Origin of the sequence: Bacteroides gallinarum DSM 18171 = JCM 13658, from assembly GCF_000374365.1 — a bacterium.
Lineage (GTDB): Bacteria > Bacteroidota > Bacteroidia > Bacteroidales > Bacteroidaceae > Bacteroides > Bacteroides gallinarum.
Map to the genome: position 1 here is coordinate 26,261 of NZ_KB894145.1, position 24,190 is coordinate 50,450.

General features: G+C 49.1%; 21 protein-coding genes. 7 read left to right on the plus strand and 14 right to left on the minus strand.

What is annotated here, in order from left to right; translation table 11 throughout:
* Positions 1–62: 62 nt before the first annotated feature.
* Positions 63–2,390: a TonB-dependent receptor gene (locus tag C233_RS0115480; RefSeq protein ID WP_026314884.1), complete on the minus strand. Its 2,328-nt coding sequence runs from the start codon at positions 2,388–2,390 to the stop codon at positions 63–65.
* A gap of 167 nt (positions 2,391–2,557) precedes the next feature.
* Between C233_RS0115480 and dnaG the strand changes: the two genes are divergently transcribed.
* From dnaG to C233_RS0115495, 3 genes are all read left to right on the plus strand, one after another.
* Positions 2,558–4,648 (plus strand): DNA primase, encoded by a 2,091-nt coding sequence (gene dnaG / locus C233_RS0115485; RefSeq protein ID WP_018668474.1) that lies wholly within the window; start codon positions 2,558–2,560, stop codon positions 4,646–4,648.
* A gap of 158 nt (positions 4,649–4,806) precedes the next feature.
* Positions 4,807–7,059 (plus strand): bifunctional alpha,alpha-trehalose-phosphate synthase (UDP-forming)/trehalose-phosphatase, encoded by a 2,253-nt coding sequence (locus C233_RS0115490; RefSeq protein ID WP_018668475.1) that lies wholly within the window; start codon positions 4,807–4,809, stop codon positions 7,057–7,059.
* A gap of 20 nt (positions 7,060–7,079) precedes the next feature.
* Positions 7,080–8,867: a glycoside hydrolase family 15 protein gene (locus C233_RS0115495; protein WP_018668476.1), complete on the plus strand. Its 1,788-nt coding sequence runs from the start codon at positions 7,080–7,082 to the stop codon at positions 8,865–8,867.
* Positions 8,868–8,902: 35 nt separating this feature from the next.
* Here the strand turns inward: C233_RS0115495 and folE are convergent, their stop codons facing one another.
* The 13 genes from folE to C233_RS0115560 all read right to left on the minus strand — a co-directional run bounded on the left by folE (position 8,903) and on the right by C233_RS0115560 (position 20,366).
* Positions 8,903–9,490 carry a GTP cyclohydrolase I FolE gene (folE, locus tag C233_RS0115500; protein ID WP_018668477.1) on the minus strand — a complete coding sequence of 196 codons (588 nt, stop codon included), beginning with the start codon at positions 9,488–9,490 and terminating at the stop codon, positions 8,903–8,905.
* Positions 9,491–9,558: 68 nt separating this feature from the next.
* On the minus strand, positions 9,559–10,017 hold the full coding sequence (locus C233_RS0115505; RefSeq protein ID WP_018668478.1) for an SPOR domain-containing protein: 459 nt from the start codon (positions 10,015–10,017) through the stop codon (positions 9,559–9,561).
* 138 nt (positions 10,018–10,155) lie between these two features.
* Positions 10,156–10,908 carry a triose-phosphate isomerase gene (gene tpiA, locus C233_RS0115510; protein WP_018668479.1) on the minus strand — a complete coding sequence of 251 codons (753 nt, stop codon included), beginning with the start codon at positions 10,906–10,908 and terminating at the stop codon, positions 10,156–10,158.
* A gap of 237 nt (positions 10,909–11,145) precedes the next feature.
* A complete protein-coding gene (locus C233_RS0115515; RefSeq protein WP_018668480.1) occupies positions 11,146–12,441 on the minus strand; it encodes a BT_3928 family protein in 1,296 nt (431 codons plus the stop codon).
* On the minus strand, positions 12,431–12,973 hold the full coding sequence (locus tag C233_RS0115520) for a DUF1599 domain-containing protein (RefSeq protein WP_018668481.1): 543 nt from the start codon (positions 12,971–12,973) through the stop codon (positions 12,431–12,433). The genes C233_RS0115515 and C233_RS0115520 overlap by 11 nt, the downstream gene beginning before the upstream one ends.
* A gap of 121 nt (positions 12,974–13,094) precedes the next feature.
* On the minus strand, positions 13,095–13,961 hold the full coding sequence (locus tag C233_RS0115525; protein WP_025068956.1) for a M23 family metallopeptidase: 867 nt from the start codon (positions 13,959–13,961) through the stop codon (positions 13,095–13,097).
* A 268-nt stretch (positions 13,962–14,229) separates the two neighbouring features.
* The gene (gene recG / locus C233_RS0115530) at positions 14,230–16,326 is read right to left on the minus strand and encodes an ATP-dependent DNA helicase RecG (protein ID WP_018668483.1); all 2,097 of its coding nucleotides are present in this window, start codon (positions 16,324–16,326) and stop codon (positions 14,230–14,232) included.
* The gene (locus C233_RS0115535) at positions 16,314–16,988 is read right to left on the minus strand and encodes a 2-C-methyl-D-erythritol 4-phosphate cytidylyltransferase (protein WP_018668484.1); all 675 of its coding nucleotides are present in this window, start codon (positions 16,986–16,988) and stop codon (positions 16,314–16,316) included. Before C233_RS0115535 ends, recG begins: the two co-directional genes overlap by 13 nt.
* An 87-nt stretch (positions 16,989–17,075) precedes the next feature.
* A complete protein-coding gene (locus tag C233_RS0115540) occupies positions 17,076–17,624 on the minus strand; it encodes a DJ-1 family glyoxalase III (protein ID WP_018668485.1) in 549 nt (182 codons plus the stop codon).
* A gap of 14 nt (positions 17,625–17,638) precedes the next feature.
* On the minus strand, positions 17,639–18,451 hold the full coding sequence (locus C233_RS0115545) for a cell envelope integrity TolA family protein (protein ID WP_018668486.1): 813 nt from the start codon (positions 18,449–18,451) through the stop codon (positions 17,639–17,641).
* 40 nt (positions 18,452–18,491) lie between these two features.
* Positions 18,492–18,866 carry an ExbD/TolR family protein gene (locus C233_RS0115550; RefSeq protein ID WP_018668487.1) on the minus strand — a complete coding sequence of 125 codons (375 nt, stop codon included), beginning with the start codon at positions 18,864–18,866 and terminating at the stop codon, positions 18,492–18,494.
* A gap of 70 nt (positions 18,867–18,936) precedes the next feature.
* Positions 18,937–19,653 carry a MotA/TolQ/ExbB proton channel family protein gene (locus tag C233_RS0115555; RefSeq protein ID WP_018668488.1) on the minus strand — a complete coding sequence of 239 codons (717 nt, stop codon included), beginning with the start codon at positions 19,651–19,653 and terminating at the stop codon, positions 18,937–18,939.
* Positions 19,653–20,366, minus strand: coding sequence for a pyridoxine 5'-phosphate synthase (locus C233_RS0115560; RefSeq protein WP_018668489.1), 714 nt, complete (start codon positions 20,364–20,366; stop codon positions 19,653–19,655). The genes C233_RS0115555 and C233_RS0115560 overlap by 1 nt, the downstream gene beginning before the upstream one ends.
* 102 nt (positions 20,367–20,468) lie before the next feature.
* Between C233_RS0115560 and C233_RS0115565 the strand changes: the two genes are divergently transcribed.
* The 4 genes from C233_RS0115565 (at position 20,469) to C233_RS0115580 (ending at position 24,016) form a co-directional block, all read left to right on the plus strand.
* Positions 20,469–21,338: an NAD kinase gene (locus C233_RS0115565; RefSeq protein ID WP_018668490.1), complete on the plus strand. Its 870-nt coding sequence runs from the start codon at positions 20,469–20,471 to the stop codon at positions 21,336–21,338.
* A 65-nt stretch (positions 21,339–21,403) separates the two neighbouring features.
* Entirely contained in the window at positions 21,404–21,841 is a 438-nt protein-coding gene (locus tag C233_RS0115570; protein WP_018668491.1) for a DUF6932 family protein, read from the plus strand.
* Between the two features lie 4 nt (positions 21,842–21,845).
* The gene (locus C233_RS0115575; RefSeq protein ID WP_018668492.1) at positions 21,846–22,370 is read left to right on the plus strand and encodes a helix-turn-helix domain-containing protein; all 525 of its coding nucleotides are present in this window, start codon (positions 21,846–21,848) and stop codon (positions 22,368–22,370) included.
* The gene (locus C233_RS0115580) at positions 22,370–24,016 is read left to right on the plus strand and encodes a KGGVGR-motif variant AAA ATPase (RefSeq protein ID WP_018668493.1); all 1,647 of its coding nucleotides are present in this window, start codon (positions 22,370–22,372) and stop codon (positions 24,014–24,016) included. Before C233_RS0115575 ends, C233_RS0115580 begins: the two co-directional genes overlap by 1 nt.
* Positions 24,017–24,190: the final 174 nt, after the last annotated feature.

The window sequence follows — 24,190 nt, forward strand, 5'->3', positions numbered from 1 at the left end:
GGTAATCCGTGCCCGAAAGAAATCATCAAGTGCACTTTGCCCCCCTAACTCCTTTCTCCCCTTTACAGCCGGCTCTTCTGCCCGTCTCCCGCGCCGGCTCCCCTATATTTGCTTTTCGCCGCATTGAACTTATAACGCAACGTGAGGCTTACCCGCCGGAATTCGGATATATAGTCGCCCATAGTGCGTATGCCGCTATATATAACCGCATCCACATCATTAGTCTCCAAAAGATTGCTCGCTTGCAACTGCACGCTCAGCCGGTCTTTAAGGAACGCCTTGTACAGAGATAGGGATACATCGCACGACACCCTCCGCATATACATATTCTGTGTGTGACCACGAGTGGTGCAGACGGCGTTCGCATCGAACAATATCCCGGCGGGCAATGAGAAGTTGTTCCGCCACACCAGTGTGACATAGGGGTTGCTTAGCGAAATCCGGCCGTTGTATCCCTCTAAAGAAAACCACTGCTTGTACAATTCCGCCGAGAATTGCGGCTTCCATAGCCCGATAGTCGGCGCCAAAGTAAGCGATGCCGTCAGGCGGTCGTAGGAATCGGTGTTAACCACTGTCAGCAATGAAATGGTAGGATTGTCGTCCGAGTAAGCTTCCGACATCTGCATGATGTCGTCCTTGACGCGGCTGTAGCCTACGGAGAAATTCAGCCATTTGTAAGAGGAAGCAAGCATCACGTTCTGGGTGATTGTGGGTGTCAGGAAAGGGTTTCCGGTCTGATAGGTATAGCGGTTGGCATAATAGGTACTGTTCCGCAGGTTGTCGTAGGACGGACGGGTGATGTCTCCGGCATAGCTGAGCTGTATCTGCACCTTTCCGACGGGGAAGTTGATATTCAGCGAGGGGAACACGTTGTCGAACTTACGGCTTTGCACATCTATGCGCTTGTCCTGCTCGTAGTAGTCGAAAGCCACATGTTCGTAGCGGACGCCTGCCTGCACACTTACACTGCCGAAAGAACGGGCGTAGTCGGCGAATGCCGATACGGCTCCTTCCTTTATCCGGCTGTTGTCATCCGCCAGAATACCTTCCGTATTGAGGTAGAGATTGGTGCGGTTCGTGTGCGAATATTCACCGCCGAACGACAGGTTGCCTTGCCACAGCGGGTGCGAAAGTATCAGTTTGGCGGCGTAAAGCGTACTTTTGTTTTCGTTGAAGGTGTTGATGTGGTTTTCGGTACCCCCGTCGACGATTTCCGTTGTGTGCTGCGCCTCTTCAGTGGGACTCCACAGTCCGTCGGCATTGAAGTCGATACTCCAGTTGCCAAGCTGCCCGTTGTAATAATAATTCAGGTTGTGGCAGGTAGAGGGGTCGTAGAGCAGCATCCGGCTGTCACTCTTCTCATAGAGTTGCCCATCGCTAAATACTTGCGTCAGATAGCGCCAATCGCCGAAGGTATTCATGTAGCGGTCTATGTCGTAACGCACTCCCATCGAATGTTTGTCGTTGAATTGGTAGTTCATGGAGAGCGCTCCTCCCACATTGCTGTTTTCCGTCTTGGCGTATGTGCCGTCCATTTTTTGCTGCCATAGCTTGTCAAGGTGCGTATCAAAAGTCATTTGCTGATTGTTTCCGCCACGGAACTTACTGCCTATCAAAGTACCTGAAAGGTCGAAGCCGCCCTTCCGGTAGTTGAAGTTGAACTGGTCGAAGAGTGTCCAGCCGTATGTACGCCGGTGGCGCGACAAGAAGCGGTTGTCGAAGCCGAAACCCTCGCCTTGCGGCTTCTTGGTAAAAATACGCACGACAGCTTTCACGGAAGCGTCGTAGCGTGCTCCTGGATTGCGTACCACTTCCACGCTCTTTACGTTGTCGGACGACAGTCGGTCGAGTTCCGAGCTGTTGCGCATCTTCCTGCCGTTGATGTAGATTTCCGCAGCGCCCCGCCCGAACACGTTTACCGCACCGTCTTCGGCGGATACTCCCGGTATCTTGTCGAGCAGGTCGTTTCCGGTTCCCGACTTCTCCAGGACGCTGCCTGCAACGGTAGTTATCATCGCGTCGCCTTTCAGGCGCATCTTGGGCAGGTCGGCTTTTACGGTTACCTCATTCAGTAATTGCGCATCCGATGTGAGTTGTATGACGCCCATATCGGCGGAAGACACCGGCCGGTACATGGTGGTATAGCCTATGGAGGAGATGCGCACTATCCGGTTCTCTGTTACTGCGTTCAGGCTGAATGCGCCGTCTTCCCCGCTTGTGGTTCCCATAACGAAAGCCGAGTCGGGAAGCGCCAACAGTACCACATTGGCATATGGCAACGGAGTATTTTTCTCATCCACCAGCTTGCCGCTGAGGGTTTGTGCCGACAGTCCGGCCAAAATGCTTTGGCAAGCAAGCATTGACAATATTGCTTTTTTGAGCATTTTCATCGTGTCGATTTGTTTTAATCTATACAGTTACAGACACCAAAGGTAAGTTTTTATTTATTACATGAAACAAAAATAAGATTTTATTTGCCGCACGGTACAAAAAAGTAAGAATATTAATTGTATGCGGGATTTTTGCTATCTTTGCACACCCAACAAACCGCCTTTATATGATAGACCAACCCACCATAGACAGAATCCTGGATGCGGCACAAATATACGATGTCGTATCGGATTTCGTCACGCTGCGGAAGCGCGGAGTGAACTATGTGGGTCTATGCCCGTTTCACGATGATAAGACGCCGTCATTCTACGTGTCTCCCGCCAAAGGACTGTGCAAATGTTTCGCCTGCGGCAAAGGGGGCAATGCCGTACATTTCATCATGGAACACGAGCAGATGTCTTATCCCGAGGCGCTGAAATACCTCGCCAAGAAATACGGCATCGAAATCAAGGAGCGGGAACTGTCCAACGAGGAAAAGCTCGCTCAGAGCGAACGCGAAAGCCTTTTCATCGTCAACCAGTTTGCCCGCGACTATTTCCAGAATATCCTGCGCAACCATGTGGACGGACGCAGCATCGGTATGGCTTATTTTCGCAACCGCGGCTTCCGCGACGACATCATCGAGAAATTCCAGTTGGGATATTGCACCGAAAGCCATGACGCTATGGCGCAGGAGGCATTGAAAAAAGGGTATAAGAAAGAATTCCTCCTCAAGACAGGGCTTTGCTACGAAACGGACGACCACCAACTGCGCGACCGCTTCTGGGGGCGCGTCATCTTTCCCGTACATACCTTGTCGGGAAAAGTGGTGGCATTCGGCGGGCGCGTGCTTGCCAGCGCTACCAAAGGGGTGAAGGTGAAGTATGTCAACTCGCCCGAATCGGAGATTTACCATAAAAGCAACGAGCTGTACGGCATCTATTTTGCCAAGCAAGCCATTGTAAAGCAAGACCGCTGTTTCCTGGTGGAAGGTTATACCGATGTCATATCCATGCACCAGTCCGGTATAGAGAATGTGGTGGCTTCTTCGGGTACGGCGCTTACACCGGGGCAAATCCGCCTGATTCACCGCTTCACAAACAACATGACCGTACTTTACGACGGCGACGCCGCCGGTATCAAGGCATCTATCCGGGGTATCGACATGCTGTTGGAGGAGGGCATGAATATCAAGGTATGCCTCTTGCCCGACGGAGACGACCCGGACTCTTTTGCCCGCAAGCACAATTCGACGGAGTTCCGGCAATTCATAGAGGAACACGAAACGGACTTTATCCGTTTCAAGACGAACCTGCTGCTGGAAGATGCCGGCAAAGACCCTATCAAGCGCGCCCAGCTAATCGGCAATCTCGTACAGAGCATCTCGGTTATCCCCGAGGCGATTACACGCGACGTATATATCAAGGAGTGCGCCCAATTACTGCGTGTAGAGGACAAGCTGCTCGTATCGGAAGTTGCCAAACGGCGCGAGATGCAGGCAGAGAAACGTGCCGAGCAGATAGAAAGGGAACGCAGGGCTGCTGCTGCAAAACCGGCAGAAAACGCCCGGACGGAAACCGGAAGTAGCGCCACCACTGCTCCGGCAACGGCAGAAGGGGCTCCGCCACCCGCCAGTGGAACTACCGGAGGCGAAACGGACACACCTTTTCCGCCGGAGGACAATTATGTGTCTTTCATCCCGCAGGAAGGAAAGGAAGGGCAGGAGTTCTATAAGTACGAACGGTTGATTTTACAGATGATTGTGCGCTACGGCGAAAAGATAATGTGCAACGTTGCCGACGAGGAGGGACGGGAAATTCCCGTAAGCGTTATCGAATACGTAGTCGGCGACCTGAAGGAGGACGAGCTCTCGTTCCATAACCCGCTGCACCGGCAAATCCTGACCGAAGCCGCTGCACACATACACGATGAGGGGTTCATTGCCGAGCGTTACTTCCTTGCACATCCCGACACGACTATCAGCAAACTGAGCGTGGAGCTTATCAGCAACCGTTACCAACTGAGCAAATATCACTCGAAAACCCAAAAGATAGTGACCGACGAGGAGCGCCTCTACGAATTAGTGCCCGCATTGATGATTAACTTCAAGTATGCGATTGTCAGCGAGGAGTTAAAGCACATGATGTATGCGTTGCAAGACCCCGCCGTTGCCAACGACGAGCAGAAATGCACCGACATCATGGCGCGCTACAACGAAATGCGCAAGATACAGAGCATCATGGCGAAGCGCCTGGGCGACCGGGTGGTATTGCACTGATGCGGGTATTGCCGCAACAGCCTATTCCATTATAGAAAAGAGCCTTCCATATTGAAAAAGCTTACAGGTATCCCTATCGGCGCATTTATTTGATAATAAATGTATTACGATTATTGGTACGACTTTTGCCCTTTATCCGGCAAAAGAACCGCATAACCATGAAATTGTATATCATATCGAACAGACTGCCCGTGAAGGCTACCGCTAAAGAAGATACTTTCATCTTTTCGCGCAGCGAGGGAGGAGTGGCTACCGGACTGGATTCCCTGCAAGGCGACTACGAGAAACATTGGGTAGGCTGGCCTGGCATCTGCACGGACAAGGAGGAGGAAAAGCAGCATATCCGCCGCCAGTTGGAGGAGATGAACTTCCACCCGGTCTTTCTGTCCGACGGACAATACCGCAACTATTACGAAGGATACAGCAACAGCACACTATGGCCTCTATGCCACTATTTTTTTGCATATACGCAATACAAGAAAAGCTTCTGGCAGGCTTACCAGGAAGTAAACGCTTTGTTCTGCCGGGAAATCTGCCGGCTGGTAGGGCCGGACGACTGGGTTTGGGTGCAGGACTACCAGTTGATGTTGCTTCCCGAGATGCTCCGCCGCGAGTTCCCCGGGCTGCATATCGGCTATTTCCACCACATCCCGTTTCCGTCGTACGAGTTGTTCCGCATTCTGCCCGAGCGTGCCGAGATACTGAAAGGGTTGTTGGGAGCCGATTTCGTTGCGTTCCATACGCACGACTATATGCGCCATTTCATCAGTGCGGCGGAGCGTGTGCTTCATGTGGATTTCAGCCTGGACGAAGTACGTATGGGCAACCGCATCGTGCGCGTCGATGCGCTGCCGATGGGGGTAAACTACGAGCTTTACCACAATGCCCCGCGACAGAAGAATGTATGGGACGCCATAGAGCGTACCCGCTCCCTGTACGGCAAGCATAAGCTTATCCTGTCGGTAGACCGCCTGGATTACAGCAAGGGCATACTGCACCGCCTCTACGGGTTCGCTTCTTTCCTGGAGCATCATCCCGAATATCACGGCAAGGTGACGCTTACCATGGTCATAGTTCCCTCGCGCGACCACGTAGGCAGCTATGCCGAACTGAAAACACGAATCGACGAAGAGATAGGTTCTATCAACGGACGGTACTCTACCATGGACTGGACGCCGGTATGTTACCTTTACCACGGTTTCCCGTTCGAAGAATTGGCCGCCATGTATTTCATTGCCGACATAGCGCTGGTGACACCTTTGCGCGACGGCATGAACCTGGTTGCCAAAGAGTACATCGCCGTCAAGCAAGACAACCCCGGCGTGCTGGTGCTGAGCGAAATGGCCGGCGCTGCCGTAGAGCTGACGGATGCCTTGCTGGTTAACCCCAACGACACGGAGCAGATAGAGAACGCCATATGCCGGGCATTGGAGATGCCGGTGGAGGAGCAGAAGGAACGGATGCACCGCATGCAGGCTATCGTATCCGTACAGACCGTCAATAAATGGGCTGCCGATTTCGTGAACGAATGGCAGGAGGCGGCGCTCAAGAACAAGGCAATGCGCCTTAAGAAGATAAGCCCGCAGCATATGGAGGAAATCAAGCGCCGGTATCTCCATGCCAGGAAGCGCCTGATTTTACTGGATTACGACGGAACGCTCGCCGCCTTCCGGAAAAAGCCGGAGGACGCCTCGCCCACTCCGCAACTGCTGGACACGTTGCAGAGGCTTGCCGCAGACCCTCTGAACCATGTGGTAATCAACAGCGGTCGCGACCACTTCACCCTGGAAAAATGGCTGGGCGCCCTGCCCGTATCTTTCGCTGCCGAGCACGGCGCATTCTATAAGGAGAATGGCGTATGGCACAAGAATATACATACGCAGGAATGGAGCCCGGGACTGCTGTCCATACTGAGGCTTTTTGTAAACAGGACTCCCCGCTCCCACCTCGAAATCAAAGAAACGGCGCTGGTGTGGCATTACCGCGAAGCCGACGCATGGTTAGGGGCATTGCGTGCACAGCAATTAGTCAACGCACTGATATCCATTTGCCTGAAACAACGCCTGCAAATCATGCAGGGCAACAAGGTGATAGAGATAAAGTCTCCCGAATACACCAAGGGCTCGGAAGTGAACAGGCTACTGCTTACCACCCGGTACGACTTTATCCTGGCAATGGGAGACGATACCACGGACGACGACATGTTCAAGGCGGTTCCTCCCACCGCCGTTACGGTGAAAATAGGCACGGCATCCGAGAGTGCGCGCTACAACCTGCCCGCACAGACGGACACGCTGCCTTTCCTGCAACAGCTTGCCAATGGCAACAGCGGCAAGGCAAGCCTGAAAAACAGCCTGAAAGGCCAGTTGTCGTCGGCCGTAGATTTCTTTAAACGGATAATAAACCAATAATATTATAAGAGCGAACCGCCATGAATAATCTGAATTACGGTGTTATCGGCAATTGCTGCACGGCAGCGCTGGTTTCCGAGAAAGCGAGCATCGAATGGTTATGTTTCCCTAACTTCGACTCGCCTTCCATTTTCGCTGCCCTTCTGGACCGTGAGAAAGGGGGCTCTTTCGGCTTCGAAGTGTCGGAAGATTACCATACCGTCCAGTCGTATGTGCCCCATACCAACATTCTTTCCACGACTTTCGTATCGGAGCGGGACGAGTTTGCCGTGGTGGACTTCATGCCTTGCTACGAGCTATACGACAATAAAGAGTATTACCGCCCGGCAGAGGTCTACCGGTATATCCGCTGGATTAAAGGCCGCCCGCGCATCAGGGTCGATTATCATCCGGCTCCCGACTATGCGCGTGGCAAGGCATTCTTCAACGTTACTTCCCGGTACATCGAAACGTATTCTTCTTCCAACAACAAGGACAGGCAGTATCTCTACTCTTCCCTGCCGTTGCAGGATATCGTAGAGCACCGGGAGTTCGTATTGGAGAAGGACGAGTTCTTCCTTCTGTCGTACAACGAGAAGGTAATCCCTATCGACATCGAACGCGAGAAGCTGGAGTATTGCCGCACGCTGGTGTACTGGCTGAACTGGACAGACCGTACCAAAAAGTTCACGGTTTACAACGATATCATAGAGCGCAGCCTGCTCACCCTGAAGATGATGTCCTTTTACAACGGGGCTGTATTGGCAGCCCTCACCACCAGCCTGCCCGAAGCGGTGGGCGAGGTACGGAACTGGGATTACCGCTTCTGCTGGCTGCGGGATGCGTCGATGTCTATCGAGACTCTTTTCAAGATAGGTCATGCCGATGCCGCCCGCAAATTCATGAAGTTCATACAGTCCACTTTCGTTGCCCAGCACGATACTTACCAGATTATGTACGGTATCCGCGGAGAAAGGAAGCTGACGGAGGTTATTCTCAGTCATCTGTCGGGTTATAAGAATTCACAGCCGGTACGTATCGGCAACGATGCTTATCATCAGTTACAGAACGATTCGTTCGGTTACCTCATGGACTTGATTTACCAATACTACCGGTTGATGCCGGGTACTCTGGATGAGATAGAGGATATGTGGGAAATGGTGAAAAGTATCATGATGACCGTCATGGAGGACTGGAGGAAGCCCGACAAGGGAATCTGGGAGATAAGAGGGGAAGGACAGCATTTCGTTTCGTCCAAAGTGATGTGCTGGGTAGCCCTGGACAGGGGAGCGCGCATAGCCCGCCTCCTGAACAAATACGAGTACGGCAGGCGTTGGGAGGAAGAAGCGGAAGATATCAAGAAGGATGTGATGAAGAATGGCTGGAAAGAGGAGATACAGAGTTTCTCCCAGGCGTACGACAACCTGGACTTGGACTCTTCCCTGCTGCTCATGGAGCCTTACGGATTTATCGACGCAAACGACATTCACTATCATAAGACGGTGAAAGCTGTAAAGAAGGCTTTGCTGCACAAGGGGCTGATGTACCGCTATAATACCCGCGACGACTTCGGATGCCCTTCTTCGGCCTTTACGATTTGTACCTTCTGGCTGATTCGTGCACTGTACGTTATCGGCGACAAAGACGAGGCGCGCTGCCTGTTCGATGAGGTTCTCCACTATTCGAACCACCTGGGGCTGTTCAGCGAGGATATCGACTTCGAAACGAAGGAACAATTGGGCAACTTCCCGCAGGCCTATTCCCATTTGGCGCTGGTAAATACTGCCGTGTTATTTGCCGAGGAGGACAAAAGACTGATGTTCAAATAAGGGGAGTGTCCGTCCCCGGCTGCCGGCGGCGGTATTTACGAGTTATGGCGAATCAGGTTCATAAACTCCTCGCGCGTCTTGGCTTGGTTGAAACCGCCTGTGAAATCGGAGGTGGTGGTTATCGAATTCTGCTTCTCTACGCCGCGCATCTGCATGCACATGTGCTTTGCCTCTACAACTACCATTACGCCCAGGGGATTCAACGTTTCCTGGATGCACTCTTTTATCTGCAAGGTCATGCGTTCCTGCACCTGCAAGCGGTGGGAGAAGATATCCACCACACGGGCGATTTTGCTCAGGCCGGTAATGTAGCCGTTGGGGATATAGGCTACATGCGCCTTTCCGTAGAAGGGTAGCATATGGTGCTCGCAGAGGGAGAAGAAATCGATGTCTTTCACGATTACCATTTGATTGTAGTCTTCCTTGAACTTGGCGGAGCGGAGCACTTCGTGCGGGTCCATGGAGTATCCTTTAGTCAGTGTCAGCATGGCTTTCGCCACCCGTTCCGGTGTTTTTTGCAGGCCTTCGCGCCCGGGGTCTTCGCCCAGTAAAGTCAATATACGATGATAATGTTCTTTCAATTCATTCAATGAAGGAGATACGATTTCTTCTTTTCCTAACATGAGAGGATTTCAGGTTTATGCTTTCAGTCCAACCCGGTCGGACTGGTTCGGCAATTAGTAATTCGTAATTACAAAGGGATGTTTATCTGGTCTTTCACAATCGACACTTCCTTGAAAACGCCCGTAGCACGCAACTGGCGCATCATGGCGTCCGCTTCTTCGATACTGCGGAAATCGCCTGCACGACACAACCAACGGGGCGGGTTGAAAGAGGTGTAAACGGGAAGTTCGGGGAAACGCTCTTTTATATCGGAAGCCACCGAATAGGCTTCGTTCTTGGCTTGGCGGGTATTGTTGCCGGCATAGACCTGTACGCGATAGCCCGAACTTTTAATCACTTTTTGTTCTTCCGGACCGGCAGGAATGTATTCCGAACCGATTAGCGCCCCGATACGGGCATCCTGGTGTATCGATACCTTGCCCTGCCCCGGTACATTGCGTTCCAGGCTCTTTATAATGTTATTTTGCGCAACGGATGCGGCGGCAAAAGCAAAACATGCGATTAAAAGTAAACCGAGTTTCTTCATAAAAGGGTGTTTTTATACGGTTAAAAACTGGCTCGAAACTCTTGCAGTAAAAGCCCGGAGTTCCTAAAGCCGAATACGGACATAAAGAGTTGGAAGTCGGTTACGCTATGCGTTACGGCAACTTCCAACTCTCTGTTATCAATTAAAAGCGTCGATGATACCCTTGAAATCGGATGCATTCAAAGCGGCTCCGCCAATCAAACCGCCGTCTACATCGGGGTTGGCAAACAATTCCTTCGCATTGGAAGGTTTGCAGCTACCGCCGTAGAGGATAGAGCAGCTTTCAGCGATTCCCTTGCCGTACTTCTTCTCGACGGCAGAACGGATGAATGCGTGGATTTCCTGTGCCTGTGCCGGGGTAGCAGTCTTGCCTGTACCGATAGCCCAAACCGGCTCGTAAGCCAGGATAATCTTTGAGAAGTCGTCGGCAGACAGGGAGAATACCGATGCGAGCTGAGCGGCAACGACTTCGTTCTGCTTGTTGGCCTCGCGTTCTTCCAGCACTTCGCCGATGCAGAAAATCGGGGTGAGTCCGTTGGCTAAAGCCAATTTCACTTTTTCTTCCAGGATTTCCACCGTTTCGCCGTAATAAGCGCGACGTTCGGAGTGTCCGAGGATTACATACTTAGCGCCGGTCGAAGCAACCATAGCAGCCGACACCTCACCGGTGTATGCACCCGATGCCTTGTCTGCACAGTTTTCCGCACCGACACCGATGTTAGGGCTTACCACGGGAACGACAGAGGCGAGGTGGGTAAACGGGGTACAGATGATTACCTCGCAATTGGTCTTTACACCAGCCAATGCTTCATTCACTTCTTTTGCAAGAGCAATACCCTCCTGGAGGGTTGTGTTCATTTTCCAGTTTCCTGCAACAATGTTTTTTCTCATTTTGTTTTAATTATTAAAGGGTTAATGTATTTAGTATTCGATTGATTTGCGATTCGATTGATTTATTGTTCACTATTTTACGATTTATTATTCGATTAGCTTATCGTTCACTATTTAATGATTTACTATTTCGATTGACTTACTGTTTACTCTTTTACGATTTACTATCCGATTAGCTTATCATTCACTATTTTATGATTTACTATTCGATTGATTCATTGTTTACTATCCGATTGTTCAGGGATTGGAAAGCCTGCTTTTCCTTTCCCTTCGTTTGACTACCAGAATGTCGATACCGAGAACCAGCGTCAAAGGTACGATAAACCACAATAATACGTATCCGATAGTATGCAAATTATTCTCTTGTTTTTGCTGTCCCAGTTCCAGCTTATCCAGGCTGTCGGTCAGCACATATTCGTCGGGAAGCTGGTTATCGCTCCATTTATTCAGGATTGTACCGTCTTTTATCAGTAGCAGGCCGGGGTTGGAACGGATAATCGTCTTTAGGGTGATATCGTCCATTTGGCAGAACGGATATTCCGCACCGGTTATCTCGCGCCATGCCTCGATTTCCTTATCCGGCGAGGAAGTCAGGGCATAAAAGCCGTAGCCATGCTCCACGCTATAATCATAGATTTCATTGATAAGGTCGATATTGCTGTCGTCGGCTTCCTCTATCCGATGCGCCACCAGCAGGAAAGTGTATCCCTTACTTGCCAATACGCTGTCGGTGATGTCCTCGCCCGTACCCACGCTTATCATGGAGAAGTCGTGAATGGGCGGTTCGTAACCTTTTTCCTTCAATACGGTGCGTGCCTCGACGAATGTCCACGTACTGTCCGGGTAATTATCCAGCGTAAATTCCTGAAGTTTACCGTCTTTCTCCAGTACGAAACGGCTTTCGAATACACTCGGTTTCGCACCTTCGGGCATTTCCATGCCCTCCTTTATATTCACCCCGATTTTATAAGGACGAAAGTCCAATACCGGCAAATATTCCAGGCAATAGACGGAGAGTGCAAAAACAAACAAAATCGTGTATAACGATACCATCCACTCCATTTTCAAGGTAATAAAGCGGATGATGAGTTTCCTATCCTTGAATACGGTTATCGCCGCCACCAGCAGTACGATGTTCTTGCCGAATGTCTGCCAGTTCGTCAATACCCAGGCATCGCCGAAGCATCCGCAGTCGGACACGGGATTCGCCAGGGCAAGGTAAAGCGTCAGCGGAGTCATTACAGCCATGAGGAGGAGTGCCAGTGTGGTTGCAATCTTCCGGCGCACGCCGAAAAAGAGGAATACACCCACGCAGAACTCTGCTGCCGATAAGATTACTGCAAAAAATAGCGGCAGGTAGGAGGGAAACCATGAAATCATGCCGAACGCCGTCAGATAGTCCTGAATCTTATAAAAAGAGCCGAGCGGGTCGACTGCCTTTACAAATCCGGAGAAAATGAACAGCGCAGCCAGCAGAAAACGGCAGGCATTTACCCAGACAAGCTTGATGATATGTTTTCTTTCAGTCTCCAAACTCTATCTTAATCAAACCGAACACGGAATAATTAATCATGTCCATATAATTGGCATCGACGCCTTCCGAAACCAATGTCTGGCCGGAGAGGCTTTCAATCTGTTTCGTACGGTAAATCTTCATCAATATCAGGTCGGTGTACGAACTGATGCGCATGCTACGCCATGCCTCATCGTAATCGTGGTTCTTGGCAAGCATCAATTCCAACGACTCTTTTGCATATTTATCGTACAGTACCATTGCTTCCTCATTCGTTATATCGGCAGACTCGGCATACCCCAGCTCCAACTGTATCAGGCCGATAATGCCGTAATTGACGATAGCCATGAATTCCGAACGGACTCCTTCGTCCACCAGGGTTACTCCTTTGGTTTCGATGCTCCGGATGCGGTTGGCTTTAATAAATAGTTGGTCGGTTACGGAAGCCGGGCGAAGAATGCGCCATGCCGGGCCGTAATCATGGAGTTTCTTGGAAAACAAATCACGACAAATAGCAATGACGTGCTCAAATTGTTGCTTGGTATCTTTCATATCCTTACAAATAGACCGCAAAGTTAGGAATAATTAAAGAAAAAAGAAAAGAGGGCACTCTAAATTATATTAAAGTGCCCTCCCGTATAGAGATTGTTTACGTTTAGAGAGTATTTCCGTTTTATGAGCAACGCAATACCTGTCCCGGACGGAGAATCGTTCTCCGCGTAATACGGTTCAGCTTGCAAAGTTTATCTATGCTCGTACCCTGACGGGCTGCGATTTTGGATAGCGTATCGCCTTTCTTGACTTTGTAGAACAAGCCTTCGCCCGACGCCAGGCTACGCGTACCGGAAGATTTCTTCGTTTTATGGAAGGTATAGGAATCGGCGACGATATCCTGCTTTTCAAAGTCGAACATCAATGCGGGATTAATGGGAATTCCCAGGAAACGGGTTTCGAAGTGCAGGTGCGAACCGGTGGAACGTCCGGTGTTACCGCCCAATGCAATCGGCTCTCCGGCTCTTACCAGTTGGTTTATCTTAACCAACTGCTTGGACAAGTGTCCGTAAACCGTTTCCAAACCGTTATCATGGCGGATAACGACGTACTTTCCATATCCGCGGCGACCCTGGTTCTTTACGATACGTACTTTACCGTCAAAAGCCGCACGAATCGTATCGCCTACATATACCTTGATATCCAGGCCGTAATGCGCCCTTCTTCTACGGGGGCGGTAGCCGAATACATCGGTGATGCGGGTATGTTCGGTAGGCATGCAGAAGCCTTTCAGGTCGAAAGTATAGCTTTCCGGCACGATAGCATTGCCATAGGCCTGTACGAACTCATTGTTCCAGCTCGGATACAAATCCAGCCCCGGATACAATGCCTGTTCCGCACGGATTTGTTTCTGTAAAGCCAATGAATCCACACTCTTGAGTTTTCTGTCGATAGGAGCTTGACGGGCAATCAAATCCTGAGAGAAAGAGTTCAGGCAGACCATTGCCGTTGCCGCTAATAAAGCCGTTCTAATCCAATTAAAATTCATTCCGTTTCGTCATTCATTTCGATATCCGCAGAGCACATTCCGAGAACGGGTTACACCTGTTTTACGCGAATATCCTGATTATTTCCAAAAATTCTCCCAAAGGTAACATTTCTCTCCGAAAAGATGCCTGCCTCATTAACTATTTTTTTGAAGAGGGAAGGATAAAAGAGACGGATAATAACAGATAAATACCTAATAATAAATAAAATACACCACAAATATGTTTAACAACATATTTGTGTAAATAAAACGTATGTTTAACCGTTTTTCAACTAATAGCCGCCCAATTGACGTTCGTTTTCCGCAATGCCTTCAGTTGCCGCCACAGTATCTCATTTTCGGGAAGGGAGGCATCGGGGTCTTTGTCTACAACGGCCTGGGCAACTTCGCGGACATACTGCAAGAGCTGCCCGTCGCGGGCTATATCCGCTATCTTCAGGTCGAAAGCGATGCCGCTCTGCTGCGTTCCTTCCAAGTCTCCAGGCCCGCGCAGTTTCAAATCGGCCTCGGCTATTTCAAAACCGTCGTTGGTACGTACCATAATCTCCAGGCGCTTCCGGGTATCTTCCGCCAATTTATAACCGGTAACCAGGATGCAATAGGACTGGTCTGCGCCGCGTCCTACACGCCCGCGCAACTGGTGTAGCTGGGAAAGCCCGAAGCGCTCAGCATTCTCTATTATCATCACCGAGGCGTTAGGCACATTTACTCCTACCTCGATTACCGTAGTGGCAACCATTATCTGTGCCTCGCCGGAAACGAACAGTTGCATCTGCGCATCTTTTTCGGCAGGCTTCATCTTGCCGTGTACTTTGCAGACCTTGCAATCGGGGAATTCCTCGCAGATGTGCAGGTAGCCTTCTTCCAGGTTCTTGAGGTCTATTTTTTCGCTTTCCTTGATTAAGGGATAGACGATATACACCTGCCGCCCCTCCTCGATTTGCTTGCGGACAGAGCGGTACAGGCTTTCGCGGCGGTTATCGAACTGATGAATAGTGGCAACCGGTTTTCGTCCCGGCGGAAGTTCGTCGATGACCGACGCATCCAAATCGCCGTAAAGCGTCATTGCCAGGGTACGCGGTATGGGGGTTGCTGTCATTACCAATATATGGGGCGGTTGCACGCTTTTACTCCATAGGCGGGCGCGCTGGGCTACGCCGAAACGGTGCTGCTCGTCGATTACGACCAAGCCCAGTGAAGCAAAGCTTACCGTATCCTCGATAACGGCATGCGTACCGATAAGTATCTGCACATCCCCCGTCAGCAGACCGGTAAGAATGGCTTCCCGCCGTTTTCCCTTCACCGAGCCGGTTAGCAGCTCCACTTTGACATCCATTCCGTACAACAGCTCGCGAATCGTTTCGTAATGCTGGTTTGCCAGTATCTCGGTAGGCGCCATCATACATGCCTGATACCCGTTATCGAGCGCAATCAGCATGCTCATCAGCGCAACCAATGTCTTTCCGCTGCCCACATCTCCCTGCAACAGCCGGTTCATCTGCCTGCCCGAGCCTACATCCCGGCGTATCTCCTTCAATACACGCTTCTGGGCGCCGGTCAGTTCGAAAGGGAGGTTACGGGAATAAAAGCTATTGAATATCCCGCCCACCTTCTCAAAGACATAACCGCGGTATTTGCGCTGCCTGTCTTTGGCATAACGAAGTATGTTCAACTGTACATAGAACAGCTCTTCGAATTTCAGACGGTATTCCGCCTTCCGCAGCGCATCCGGGCTGGACGGGAAATGGATATTGGCAAGGGCTTCCGTAAGCGGCATCAGGTGGTGCTCCGCCAGCAAAGCGGGCGAAAGAGTTTCGGGCAGGGGTTCGGTTAGCTGTCGGACGATGTTCTTCATCATCTTTTCGACGGCATGCGAGTTGAGCGAACTCCGCTTCATCTTCTCCGTAGTATTGTAATAGGGCTGCAACCCCATAGCCGAGAGCTTCAGCTCGGAAGCCGGGTCGATATCCGGATGAGCGATATTTATCCGCCCGTTGAAAACGGAGGGCTTGCCGAATACGATATATTCCTGGTGCACCTTATACCGTCCTGTCAGGTATTTAATGCCTTGAAACCAAATCAGGTCGACGATACCCGTACCGTCCGAAAAATGGGCAATCAATCTCCGCTGGCGTCCCTCGCCCGCCGTTTCAAAACCTAATATTTCTCCTTTCAACTGGATATACGGCATCGTACCGTCGATTTCACGGATGTAATAGATGCGGCTACGGTCTACATATTTATAAGGGAAATAGTATAATAAATCGTGGAAGGAAAAGATGCCCAATTCCTTATTAAGCACCGAAGCTCGTTGCGGCCCGACGCCCGACAAGTATTTTATGTCACGCGTTGTTAAATCGAACATGAATCCAAAAGGGCAGTAGCTATTTTTAAATCGAAGGGGGTGGTTATCTTAATATTTTCCCGGTTGCCGGCTGTCAGGAAAACGGGGTTGCCCAATGCCTCCACCACCGAGGCATCGTCGGTGAAATGCGGGGTGTAAGGTTGTTCATAAGCCTGTTTCAGCAAGCCTGCATCGAATACCTGCGGTGTCTGTACCAGCTTGTATTCGTCGCGGCAGACTGTCTCGCTCCCTTCTCCGGTCAAATGGCGCACTGTCTCCACCACGTCCACCACCGGGATTACCGCCTGCTTCTCCGCCGCCAGCTCATAACAACGGGCTATCACTTCCCGGGACACGAAAGGGCGGACACCGTCGTGTACTCCCACCAAGCCCGGCGCCGTGACGAAGGCCAGCCCGTTCTTCACCGAATGGAAGCGTGTTTCCCCACCGTCGGCAATACGATGCGGGATTGAGAAATGATGCTCCCGGCACAGTTCCGCCCAATAAGGCTGCTGGCTGCACGGAAGCACCAGTATGATTCGTATCTCCGGATTGTAAGCATAAAAGGCCTCTATCGTGCGCATCAATACCGGTTTCCCCCCTATCGGAAGAAACTGCTTGGGAAGTTCGCACCCCATACGTAAGCCTTTACCGCCGGCAACAATCAGAGCGTACTGTAACATCGGGATTTATGATTGGTGATTTATAATATGGATTTACGGTAGTTGTACGGTGTTGCATGTACTTGCCCATAAACCGTAGGTTATAAATCAAGAAATACACATGGCTTCTTTTAATTCGACGACTTTATCCTTGCCTTGCAGCAGTTCTACTACAGCCAAAGCGAATTCCATTGCGGCGCCGGGACCTTTTCCCGTGATAATATTGCCGTCTCTCTCAACCATTGCTCCAGTGCAATCGGCTCCCTTCAGGTATTGTTCGAAACCGGGGTAGCAAGTGGCTTTCCTGCCTTCCAGCAATCCCAGCTTGCCAAGCACCATAGGAGCGGCGCAAATGGCGGCAATCGGTTTGTTTTCCTCGGCAAAACGCAAAACCAGTTTGCGCAGGTCGTCGCATTTCTCCAGGGTAGCCGCACCCGGCATGCCTCCCGGAAGCAATATCAAGTCTGCATCGAAGAAATCGCAGTTCACGATATTCTTATCGCAAAGTACCGGCACATCATGGGCGCCTGTTACAATCTCGTCAGGAGTTACCGTAACCATTTCTACATTCAATCCTGCACGTCTCATTACATCGACAGAAGTGAAAGCTTCTATTTCTTCAAATCCGTCTGCAAAAAATACATAAACTGTCCCCATAATAGTTTCTCCTCTTATTTTAGATTAAAATAATACGTTATCGTTCCCGTCTGGTTATTCAGGCCGCTCACCGTATTGAACCGCGCTTTCTTCGCCGCATCTTCGGCGGCTTTCCGCAGAGCGGGGTTCACCGTATTCGTCTGGCGGTTAATGCTGGTCGCTATCACTTGTCCTGCCGGATTTACGGTAATGGTAACCACCACTTTCCCTTCATCCTGCACATCATATACGGGACGCGGCAGCCCGCCTTCACCGATAGAACGCCCGCCAAGATTAAAAGTTCCATATCCGCCCGTTCCGGCAGCTTCTCCCGCCGAAGAATTTCCGGCAGGGCTTCCTTGTACGCCGGTTCCTTCCGTAGAGCCTTTACTGCCCATTTGCGCACCTTTGCCGAAAGCACCCGCCACACGTTTACGGGCAGCTTCCTCGGCGGCTTTCCGCTCGCGCTCGGCTTTCTCGGCAGCCAGTTTCCGGGCTTCCTCGGCTTTTTCCGCCTCGGTTTTCTCCGGCTTCTTTATTTCCGTCTTTTTTTTTTCCGCCTTGGGTTTTATGGCAACGGTTTCCTCCTCATCCTGTGTCAGTATATCCTGCTCAACTTCTTCCGGCATTTCCGGGGCAGCCTCCTCCGGCAGCACATCCACTTCCACCAAAGAGGGAGTAGCAGCTCCCGAGGCATCGGGTACTTCGCCTATCATCACGGGTACACCACCCTCCTCGGACTGCTCGGGCAATGTAAATCCCACCAGTATCAAAAGGGCGATGATAACGATGTGCACCGACAACGCACCTGCCAATCCTATATATTTTCCTTTCTTCTTCCGATTCACCGTTCCGATTTACGATTTAGCTATTTACGACCGGAACCACTTACCTGTCTTCGGGCGGGCGTGTAGCCAGCACCATTTTGAAGTGGTTCTCATTAGCGATATTCAGTACTTTTACGATTTCCCGGTAAGGTACGGATTCATCGGCATACAATGCCACGTACATTTCGGGCTCCTTCGCCGCACACGACTGCAGGAAAGGCGTCAGCTCGTCCAAAGCGAGCGGTTGTTCCCTATCGTTGCCGAATGCGGCGTAATAGTTCAAATCCTTGTCGATGATAACCCTTGTCAGCGGCTTGGCGGACGTCTGCTGTTTTCCCTGCGGAAGCAATACCTTGATTGCATTCGGCGATACTACCGTAGAGGTAATCATAAAGAAAATCAACAGCAGGAATATGACATCCGTCATGGATGCCATACTGAAATTGGGCGATATTTTTGCTCTACGTTGTAACACGCTTTACGGTTTATGGTTTATACATTATGATTTATTTGGCAGGCTCGTTCAGCAAGTCCATGAATGCCATTGTCTTGGCTTCCATTTTGTTGACTACACCGTCTACCAGCGTCACCAGGTAATTATAGGCGAACATGGCGATGATACCCACAATCAGGCCGCCTACCGTAGTAATCATGGCTTCGTATATACCGCCGGAGAGCAGGGTTATGTCGATGTTGTTGCCTGCATTCGCCATTTCGAAGAAAGCACGCACCATACCGGTCACCGTACCCAGGAAACCAATCATCGGCGCACCGCCGGAAATGGTAGCCATGATAGTCAGGCCTTTTTCCAGTTTCGCCACTTCGATATTGCCGACATTTTCTATGGCGGCCTGTACATCGTTTACCGGACGTCCCAGGCGGCTGATGCCTTTTTCTATCATACGCGCCGAGGGGGTATCGACACTGCGGCAATAGGCAATGGCGGCCTTTATCTCTCCACCCATTATATAATCCTTAATCTTATCCATGAACATCGGGTCTTCCCTGCCCGCCTTACGGATAACGTAATTGCGCTCGAACAGGATATAGAAGCAGACTACGGAAAGCACTCCGAGCACTATCATAATCCAACCGCCCTTGATAGCCATGCTCCACAGGTTCATTTCATCGGGAGCGGCAACAGGAGTAAGTACCGGATTCGCACCGGCAATAGAATCGGCCAACGCCGGAGCCACCTGGGCTAATAACAACATAAGATTCATCAGCGGAGACAGTTTTTATATTCCTGAATGGTACGTTCCAGCCCCAGGTACAAAGCGTCGCTAATCAACGCATGACCGATAGAAACTTCATCCAGCCAGGGTATGTTTTTATAAAAATAGTTCAAATTCTCCAAACTCAGGTCATGGCCGGCATTCAGCCCCAGTCCCAGGCTGCGTACTATCTTGGCAGCCTCTACGAAGGGAGCTACCGCCGCCTCTTTCCCTTTAGGGAATGCCGTTGCGTAGGGTTCGGTATAAAGCTCCACACGGTCTGTACCGGCTTTGGCCGCGTACTCTATCATCTCCGCATCGGTAGATACGAATACAGAGGTACGGATACCTGCATTGTTGAATGCGTCCAGCACTTCGGTCAGGAAATCCAGGTTGGATTTCGTATCCCAGCCGGAGTTGGATGTCAGTTGCGTAGGGCTGTCCGGAACCAGCGTCACCTGATGCGGCTTTACTTTCAGCACCAAATCTATGAATTCGGGCGAGGGATATCCTTCTATATTGAACTCCGTATGCAATAACGGACGCAAATCATAGACGTCGCTCCTGCGGATATGCCGCTCGTCGGGACGCGGGTGCACCGTTATGCCGTCGGCTCCAAAGTTCTCACAATCCAACGCTACTTTTACAACATTGGGAATATCTCCTCCACGTGCGTTGCGCAGCGTTGCCACTTTATTGATATTTACACTTAATTTAGTCATAATTCGGATTATAGTTTGGGGCAAAAGTACAAATAATAGCAATATGTTGGCAGCATTCTGAGAAAAAACTATTTTTGCATCTTACAAAAACAGAAAACAATTATGAAATTCGCCATATTCGGAAATACTTATCAAGCCAAGAAATCATCGCATGCCGAAAACCTTTTCCGCCTGTTGGCCGGGCACAAAGCGCAGCTCTGCGTCTGCCGCGAATTCTATAATTTCCTCACTTCCGACTTACATCTTAACATCCCTTCCGCCGAATTGTTCGACGGCGACGACTTCCGTGCAGACATGGTTATCAGCATCGGCGGCGACGGCACATTCCTGAAAGCCGCCAGCCGCGTCGGTAAAAAAAACATTCCGATTCTGGGTATCAACACAGGCCGTCTCGGCTTTCTGGCAGACATATCGCCCGAAGAAATGGAGGAAACAATCGATGAGATTTACAACAACCACTATAAAGTGGAGGAACGCAGCGTATTGCAGTTGAGGTGCAACGACGGAAAACTAATGGAATACCCGTACGCACTCAACGAAATTGCCGTATTGAAACGCGACAGCTCGTCCATGATTAGTATCCATACGGCAATCAACGGGGAGCACCTCACCACTTACCAGGCCGACGGCCTGGTCGTAGCTACTCCTACGGGTTCTACCGCCTATTCGCTGAGTGTCGGCGGTCCGGTCATCGTGCCTCACAGCAAAACGATTGCGATTACCCCCGTTGCTCCCCACAGTCTGAATGTGCGGCCTATCGTTATCTGCGACGACTGGGAAATCACCCTCGATGTAGAGAGCCGCAGCCACAACTTCCTCGTAGCTGTCGACGGGCGCAGCGAATCCTGCAAAGAGACTACGCGGCTCCACATTTCGCGTGCGGATTATTCCATTAAAGTAGTGAAACGTTTCAACCATGTCTTTTTCGACACGTTGCGGAATAAGATGATGTGGGGGGCGGATGTGAGATAAAAAATAAGCATTTCGCTTGTTACACAACAAAATTGTTGTATATTTGTATGGTAACACATTAATTTATGATTCCTGAATTCGAAACGAACGGTTTCCTGAAAGAAGGTATATATGAAACGACCTTTGAGGAAATGGAAAACAAACTCGGTTTCAGCAAAAAGCGTCAAAAGCTACTTGCTGCCATGAAAAACCTCATTTCATATTGCAGATGTCTTCAATGCGATATATTATACATAGACGGTAGCTTCGTCAGCAATAAAATAGCACCTGCAGATTACGATGCATGCTGGGATACCACAGCCGCAAACAGAAACGATGTACTGAGAGTCGTAGAACAGTCGTTACTAAACAGCGATTCCGAAACTCAAAAAGAAGATTTTGGTGGAGAAATTTATCCGGCTTTCGATAAATCGCCTTTCAATCATGGACAAACAATCCTGGAGTATTTTCAGACCATAAAGGATAGTGATGAAAGAAAAGGAATTATCAAACTAAAATTGTGAAGTTATGATAATAAGAAATAAAAAGCAGTATACAGCAGTCCACAAACAGCTTCAAAATTTGTTAGAGGATATAAAGGATACGGAACAGGTATTAAAGCAAAATCCTGAGGAGATACAATTGAAGTTACAGTTAAGCACCTTTAAGAAAGGAGCGAAGAAGTTACAGCACATAATGAACGAATATAAGAGGCTGACTTCCGACCAACTGACCTCTCTAACTTTCGACTCGCTGAAGGATGACATGAACAAAGCAATTATCAGTTTCAGGATAGCATCGGGTATCAGCCAAAAGGAGCTTGCCAAAGAAATGTATATCCAGGAACAGCAGATACAAAGATATGAACAGAATGATTATCTAAGTGCCAGTTTCGAAAGGATATTGCAATTGTTGGAAGTCCTGGAGGTGCAAATCGTGTTGAAAAAAGATTTTCACAAACAGGTAAAAGAATATTTCAGCCCAGAATTATTGGAAATCAACAATAAAATAAAAGAAAGAGGAACGTTGTTAAATATAGAGGAGAGCGTATAATGAAAACAATTGCTTTTTATTCATATAAAGGTGGCGTAGGCAGAACCTTGGCGTTATCCAACATAGCGATGAAACTGGCAGCCTTTAAAGAAAAAGTCGTTATGCTCGATTTTGACTTGGAAGCCCCAGGACTGCATTGCAAGTTCGCAGGATTTCACGATGAAAAGCTGATAGACAAAGGAATCGTAGATTATCTATATGAATTCCATACAAACCATAAAATTCCAAAGAATATAGCAGAATACAACAAACCGTTACAAGGTACGGGGCATTTATTATCCCTGATTCCTGCCGGTAATCCCAATTCGGCCAATTACTGGAGAAAACTTTCTTCTATAAATTGGTTTGAACTTTTCTATGGAGAGAACGCATTAGGTGTATCCTTTTTCTTAGACATGAAGCAAAAAATAGAAAAAGAACTTAAACCCGACTATTTATTGATAGACACCCGTACCGGCATTACGGATATATCAAATCTGACATTGTCTTTACTTGCAGACCAGATTGTGATACTCTCCGCCAATAATAAAGAAAACATAGAAGGATGCCGGCGAATCGTACGCAGTATTCTGAACAAAGACAACAGTTTTCTGAATCCGGACAAAGACATCATTCTTTCTCTTACCAGAATACCTTACCCTACCACACCGGAAGAAAAATTATTGGAAGAGAATATCAGAGAAAGATTTCGGTCACAATTTTCAGACTTGTCCTATTCTTCAGGAAAAACACTGAATACGACACCTGTTGTTATTCACTCCAATAGAGAAATGGAATATCATGAATGTTTTAAGTTAGGGCACAAAGAAGAAGCAAAAGGTACGGCAGATACGATAGCCAATGAATATCTGGAACTCTTCGAACGCATAACAGCCAATGATTTCAATCAAGAAAAATTACAGCAAATTAATGCTGAAAAGACAAAGAAACAATTACTTGAAAAAATAAGTCAGGCTACCGGAAAAGCAATTGTTTTCGAATTGCTGGAAGAAGCTGAAAAAAAATATCCCAATGACAGTTCTATACAATACTTATATGCAATCAATTTACAGTCTGTCGAAAACACGAATGATGCCCTCGCACGGATAAACAAGGCAATCAAACTGGAAAAGCGTCCACCTCTGTATTATTTCCTAAGGAAAAGTGAAATTCTATTCCTAATGCAAAGATATACAGAGATGTATAGCACCATATACCCATTTAGGGAAGCATCTTCCGAATATTTTTATCAATATTGCCTGGCACTCATTTTAAGGGGAGACGCCCCGACAGAAGAAATTGACCGGGCTATCGAAAGGCTGAAAAACGACAGTTATGACATCGGAAATGTCTATAACTTGCTTGCCGTGAACGAACGCATGAAAGGCAATTGCGAAGAAGCATTAAATAACATATACAAGGCTATCGAATTCAACAAAGACCGAGGTGTATTTTATTCTACTTTAGCAGAAATCAAGGCACAGCAGAATGACCTCTCACAATTCTATCTAAATATAGATATCGCCCTTGACAAGGGATTGGATTTAGCGACTACCATAAAGCAAGTTCCTGAAATCTATTCCAAATTTAAAAATGACGAAAAATTCATATCTCTGTTGAAACGGTATGAAAAATATGACGAGATAGAATTATTAAAAGAACTTTAACTCCATTCAATAACCGATAGGCATAGAACTCCGGTCATACCGAAAAAAGGAAGTCAACTTCGGGATATTCAGTAAATGTCCCTAAAAATCAAGATGGCATATGAAGATGATAGAGCATACTCACTTCATATGCCATTTTTATAGTCCTATTCCTGTAATTTCTCACACAATCTT

What these genes read in the sequence shown, in the direction of transcription:
- C233_RS0115480 (WP_026314884.1), bottom strand. Translation starts at nt 2,390, where the DNA reads ATGAAAATGCTCAAAAAAGCAATATTGTCAATGCTTGCTTGCCAAAGC.
- dnaG (WP_018668474.1), top strand. Translation starts at nt 2,558, where the DNA reads ATGATAGACCAACCCACCATAGACAGAATCCTGGATGCGGCACAAATA.
- C233_RS0115490 (WP_018668475.1), top strand. Translation starts at nt 4,807, where the DNA reads ATGAAATTGTATATCATATCGAACAGACTGCCCGTGAAGGCTACCGCT.
- C233_RS0115495 (WP_018668476.1), top strand. Translation starts at nt 7,080, where the DNA reads ATGAATAATCTGAATTACGGTGTTATCGGCAATTGCTGCACGGCAGCG.
- folE (WP_018668477.1), bottom strand. Translation starts at nt 9,490, where the DNA reads ATGTTAGGAAAAGAAGAAATCGTATCTCCTTCATTGAATGAATTGAAA.
- C233_RS0115505 (WP_018668478.1), bottom strand. Translation starts at nt 10,017, where the DNA reads ATGAAGAAACTCGGTTTACTTTTAATCGCATGTTTTGCTTTTGCCGCC.
- tpiA (WP_018668479.1), bottom strand. Translation starts at nt 10,908, where the DNA reads ATGAGAAAAAACATTGTTGCAGGAAACTGGAAAATGAACACAACCCTC.
- C233_RS0115520 (WP_018668481.1), bottom strand. Translation starts at nt 12,973, where the DNA reads ATGAAAGATACCAAGCAACAATTTGAGCACGTCATTGCTATTTGTCGT.
- C233_RS0115525 (WP_025068956.1), bottom strand. Translation starts at nt 13,961, where the DNA reads ATGAATTTTAATTGGATTAGAACGGCTTTATTAGCGGCAACGGCAATG.
- recG (WP_018668483.1), bottom strand. Translation starts at nt 16,326, where the DNA reads ATGTTCGATTTAACAACGCGTGACATAAAATACTTGTCGGGCGTCGGG.
- C233_RS0115535 (WP_018668484.1), bottom strand. Translation starts at nt 16,988, where the DNA reads ATGTTACAGTACGCTCTGATTGTTGCCGGCGGTAAAGGCTTACGTATG.
- C233_RS0115540 (WP_018668485.1), bottom strand. Translation starts at nt 17,624, where the DNA reads ATGGGGACAGTTTATGTATTTTTTGCAGACGGATTTGAAGAAATAGAA.
- C233_RS0115550 (WP_018668487.1), bottom strand. Translation starts at nt 18,866, where the DNA reads ATGGCATCCATGACGGATGTCATATTCCTGCTGTTGATTTTCTTTATG.
- C233_RS0115555 (WP_018668488.1), bottom strand. Translation starts at nt 19,653, where the DNA reads ATGAATCTTATGTTGTTATTAGCCCAGGTGGCTCCGGCGTTGGCCGAT.
- C233_RS0115560 (WP_018668489.1), bottom strand. Translation starts at nt 20,366, where the DNA reads ATGACTAAATTAAGTGTAAATATCAATAAAGTGGCAACGCTGCGCAAC.
- C233_RS0115565 (WP_018668490.1), top strand. Translation starts at nt 20,469, where the DNA reads ATGAAATTCGCCATATTCGGAAATACTTATCAAGCCAAGAAATCATCG.
- C233_RS0115570 (WP_018668491.1), top strand. Translation starts at nt 21,404, where the DNA reads ATGATTCCTGAATTCGAAACGAACGGTTTCCTGAAAGAAGGTATATAT.
- C233_RS0115575 (WP_018668492.1), top strand. Translation starts at nt 21,846, where the DNA reads ATGATAATAAGAAATAAAAAGCAGTATACAGCAGTCCACAAACAGCTT.
- C233_RS0115580 (WP_018668493.1), top strand. Translation starts at nt 22,370, where the DNA reads ATGAAAACAATTGCTTTTTATTCATATAAAGGTGGCGTAGGCAGAACC.